Consider the following 3,529-nt stretch of genomic DNA (forward strand, 5'->3'; position numbering starts at 1 on the left):
CGATCTCGAGGCCCAGGATCATCTGCCGAAGCTGTTTTTCGACGCTGTGCATCTGCGACATTGTCGTTTCCACCTTTTGGCCGTTTGCGATCGTCTTGCCGATCACGTTCGACAGGCTGCATTGACAGCGGCCAAGCTTGCGTCCATGACGTGCACCATCTTGGTATCCCAAATTGGTATCCGCAGCAAGCATCGATAAAAGAGTTGCTGGGACAGGACACACGACATGCAGCAGAGCACGCCCCCGGCGAACGACAGCACCTACAACATCCACTGGCGGCGCAATCTGTTCGTGTGCTTCGCCGGTTCGTTTTCGACGCTTGTCGCCATGACGCTGCTTCTGCCGTTCCTGCCGCTCTATATCGAGCAGCTGGGTGCCGAGGGTCACGCGGCGATCGTGCAATGGTCGGGGATTGCCTATGGCGCGACGTTCTTCGCGGCGGCGCTGGTGGCGCCGCTCTGGGGACGTCTCGGCGACCGCTATGGCCGCAAGGTGATGCTGGTTCGCGCCAGCTTCGGCATGGCCATATGCATGTCGCTGACCGGCATGGTGCAGACGGTCTGGCAGCTGGTGCTGCTGCGGCTGCTCATCGGCTTTGCCGGCGGCTACTCCTCGGGATCGACCATCCTCGTCGCCATGCAGACCCCGAAGGAGCGTTCCGGCTGGGCGTTGGGCCTGCTGTCGGCCGGCATCACGGGCGGGGCTCTGGTCGGTCCGCTGGTTGGCGGCGCCCTGCCGCCGCTGATCGGCATCCGCGCCACCTTTCTCCTCTCCGGCGGCGTCATCTTCCTGGCATTCCTGGCGACCACGTTTCTGATCAAGGAGAATCCCCGGCCGAAAACAGCAGACGCCGCAGCGACGCAGAAGCGGAAAGGCGGCTGGTCACAAATCCCCGAAAAACGGCCTGTTGTCGCCATGCTGGCGACCGGCATGCTGTTGAGCTTCGCCACCATGTCGATCGAGCCGATCATCACCGTCTATGTGCAGCAGCTCATCGAGGACCAGAGCCGCGTGACGCTGATATCAGGCGTCGTCATGTCGGCGGCGGCCCTTGGCGCCATCCTGTCGGCCTCGCGCCTGGGCAAGCTCGCCGACCGCGTCGGCCACTGGAACGTCATCATCGGCGCGCTTGCCGTCTCGGCGCTGCTGCTGATCCCGCAGGCCTTCGTCACGCAGAGCTGGCAACTCATCGGCCTGCGCTTCCTGATGGGTCTGGCGCTGGGCGGGCTGTTGCCCTGCATCACCAGCGTGATCCGCCACAATGTTCCCGATGGGGTCGGCGGCAATGTGCTCGGGCTGTCGATCTCCGCCCAATATGTCGGGCAAGTCGCCGGCCCCTTGCTCGGCGGCTTTGCCGGTGGTCATTTCGGCATGCGTTCGGTGTTTCTGGGCACATCCGTCTTGATGGCCGGCGGCGCGGTGTATAACTGGCTGGCACAGTCACGCCGCGAGCAGGACATGCTTGCCCACGCCGGCAAGCCCTGACGGGGTTGGGCGTCACAGGGCCCCAAACATGAGCACAGCCGAACGACCTTCCGACAACAGCAGCCGTATCCTCGTCCTGGCCGGGGGCTTCTGCGGTGCTGCCGGCGTGGCGCTGTCGGCCGCGGCAGCGCATCTCGGCGGCGCCTTCGTTGGCACCGCCGCATCGTTCCTGCTGATGCATGCGCCGGTCTTCCTTGCCGCCGGATTGCTTGGCGCGAACCGGATCCTGCGCATCGGCAGCCTAATCCTGCTGGTTGGGCTTCTGCTGTTCTGCGGCGATCTGCTGGCCCGCGATTTCATCGGGTCGCGGCTATTCCCGCTGTCGGCGCCGATCGGCGGCACGCTGCTCATTGCCGGCTGGCTGGCGATCGCTGCCTCGGCGCTGGTGCGCGTGCGGTCCTGAACGCCCGCCGGCACCAAACGTCGAGCGTGGCGGCTAATCCTGCCGGCGCTCGGGCTTGATAAGCAATTCGCGATTGCGCCGCCGCAGCTTGGCCAACCGATGCCGCTCCGGCCGTTCGGAAGCCGGCGCGATGCCCCAATAGTTGCGATAGATGTCTTCAAATAGATAGCTCACGGGATGCATGATGTGCGCTCCTTTCAGCGCCTGAATCGATCCAATCGAGAGGTGCGAAAAACCGACCCCGATCAGCTCCGCTTGCGCTCCACAAGGAACCGCAACTCGCGGACCCATAGACTGGTTTTGCCGCGGCGCTTCTGCGTCGCGGTGTTCGACGAGATGCTCCAGTCGTTGCGGTAAATGTCTTCGAACAGAAAATTGACGGGATGCATGACACAAGTCCCTACTTGATGTTGAATCGATCCAATTCTGCCAGCAGGCGTTTCCTTGGATCGATTCAAACATAGGCCCTATCGAAGCCACGATCAAGCCAAAATTTGAACCGATCCAACGAAAGTGTTAAATGGGAAGAATTCAGGAGACGAAGATGGCGCCACTTATCTCTGCAAAGACAAGACCGGTCCGGCTGGCGGACATTGCCAAGGCAGCCGGCGTGTCGCACGGCACCGCGTCCAACGTCTTCGCCCGTCCGGAGATCGTGCGCGAGGAGGTCCGTGAACGGGTCAAGGCGGCAGCCGAGGCCATGGGATATGGCGGACCGGATCCCAAGGGCCGGCTGCTGCGCGCCGGCAAGGTCAATGCCATCGGTGTCGCGACCGCGGAACCCCTCTCCTATTTCTTCGACGATCCCTTTGCCCGGGTGATGATGGCCAGCATCTCGCAGGCTTGTGACGCGACCGGTGCGGGGATTTCGCTGGTCTCCGCCGTCAATGGGGAGCAGCTCGCGTGGAACATCCAGAGTGCGCTGGTCGATGGCTTCATCGTCTTCTGTGTCGATGGCGGCTCAAAGCTGGTCCAACTGGCGCGCGAACGCAAGCTCCCCTTTGTGGCGCTCGATCTCGATTCGGACGACGACGATGCGGTCGCGGCGATCGGCGTCGACAACATCGCCGGTGCCGGCCTGGCGGCCCGCCACCTGACCGAACTCGGACATCGCCGCTTTGCCGTGCTTACCCTGCCCTGTGCCGACGCAGGCTTCGGCCCTACCACAAGGGAGCAGGTGGAAATGGCCCTCTATTCCGCTACGCGGGACCGCTTGCGTGGCTATTTCGCGGAACTCTCCCGCGTCGACATCGACGTCTCGCGTGTGCCGATCTACGAGACCGTCAATGACGAGAAGAGCGTGTGGGCCGGCCTCGACCATATTTTCGCCGGTGCCGAGGCGCCGACAGCCATCCTGGCGATGTCGGACAGGATGGCGCTCCATGCGCTGGACTGGCTGCGGCAGCACGACATTGCGGTACCGGGCGATGTTTCTGTCGTCGGCTTCGACGGTGTTCCGGAAGGGGCGGTTTCCAAGCCGCCGCTGACCACGATCGTCCAGCCGATCGCCGAGATGGGCCGCCTTGCCGTCAAGGCGATCCTTGAAAATGATGGTTCGTTCAGCCGGCAATCGCTGCCGGTCGAACTCGTGGTGCGGGCCTCATCCGGCCCCTCGCCCACCTGAGCTCAACGGCCCATTC

4 protein-coding genes and 1 pseudogene are annotated in these 3,529 nt (G+C 63.5%); 3 read left to right on the top strand and 2 right to left on the bottom strand.

Translation table 11 applies throughout. The annotated features are described in order from the left end of the window. Window positions 1–193 (bottom strand): annotated as a pseudogene (locus EN994_RS35685) (hypothetical protein); the annotation flags it as partial. Between the two features lie 33 nt (window positions 194–226). Between EN994_RS35685 and EN994_RS22865 the strand changes: the two are divergent. Next, window positions 227–1,486: a multidrug efflux MFS transporter gene (locus tag EN994_RS22865; protein WP_127307825.1), complete on the top strand. Its 1,260-nt coding sequence runs from the start codon at window positions 227–229 to the stop codon at window positions 1,484–1,486. Between the two features lie 28 nt (window positions 1,487–1,514). Beyond that, complete coding sequence (locus EN994_RS22870; RefSeq protein WP_024504690.1) at window positions 1,515–1,889, top strand: DUF423 domain-containing protein; 375 nt, start codon at window positions 1,515–1,517, stop codon at window positions 1,887–1,889. Window positions 1,890–1,922: 33 nt separating this feature from the next. On the opposite strand, the gene EN994_RS35420 is transcribed toward EN994_RS22870, so the two are convergent. Beyond that, entirely contained in the window at window positions 1,923–2,351 is a 429-nt protein-coding gene (locus tag EN994_RS35420; protein WP_164746092.1) for a hypothetical protein, read from the bottom strand. Between the two features lie 82 nt (window positions 2,352–2,433). Between EN994_RS35420 and EN994_RS22885 the strand changes: the two genes are divergently transcribed. Next, window positions 2,434–3,513 carry a substrate-binding domain-containing protein gene (locus tag EN994_RS22885; RefSeq protein ID WP_063167760.1) on the top strand — a complete coding sequence of 360 codons (1,080 nt, stop codon included), beginning with the start codon at window positions 2,434–2,436 and terminating at the stop codon, window positions 3,511–3,513. Window positions 3,514–3,529 lie beyond the last annotated feature (16 nt).

The organism is Mesorhizobium sp. M7A.F.Ca.CA.002.09.1.1, from assembly GCF_003998555.1.
GTDB classification, from domain to species: domain Bacteria; phylum Pseudomonadota; class Alphaproteobacteria; order Rhizobiales; family Rhizobiaceae; genus Mesorhizobium; species Mesorhizobium ciceri.

Excerpts from the sequence above, each read along its gene's own strand:
- EN994_RS22865 (WP_127307825.1), top strand. The coding sequence starts at position 227 with ATGCAGCAGAGCACGCCCCCGGCGAACGACAGCACCTACAACATCCAC.
- EN994_RS22870 (WP_024504690.1), top strand. The coding sequence starts at position 1,515 with ATGAGCACAGCCGAACGACCTTCCGACAACAGCAGCCGTATCCTCGTC.
- EN994_RS35420 (WP_164746092.1), bottom strand. The coding sequence starts at position 2,351 with ATGTTTGAATCGATCCAAGGAAACGCCTGCTGGCAGAATTGGATCGAT.
- EN994_RS22885 (WP_063167760.1), top strand. The coding sequence starts at position 2,434 with ATGGCGCCACTTATCTCTGCAAAGACAAGACCGGTCCGGCTGGCGGAC.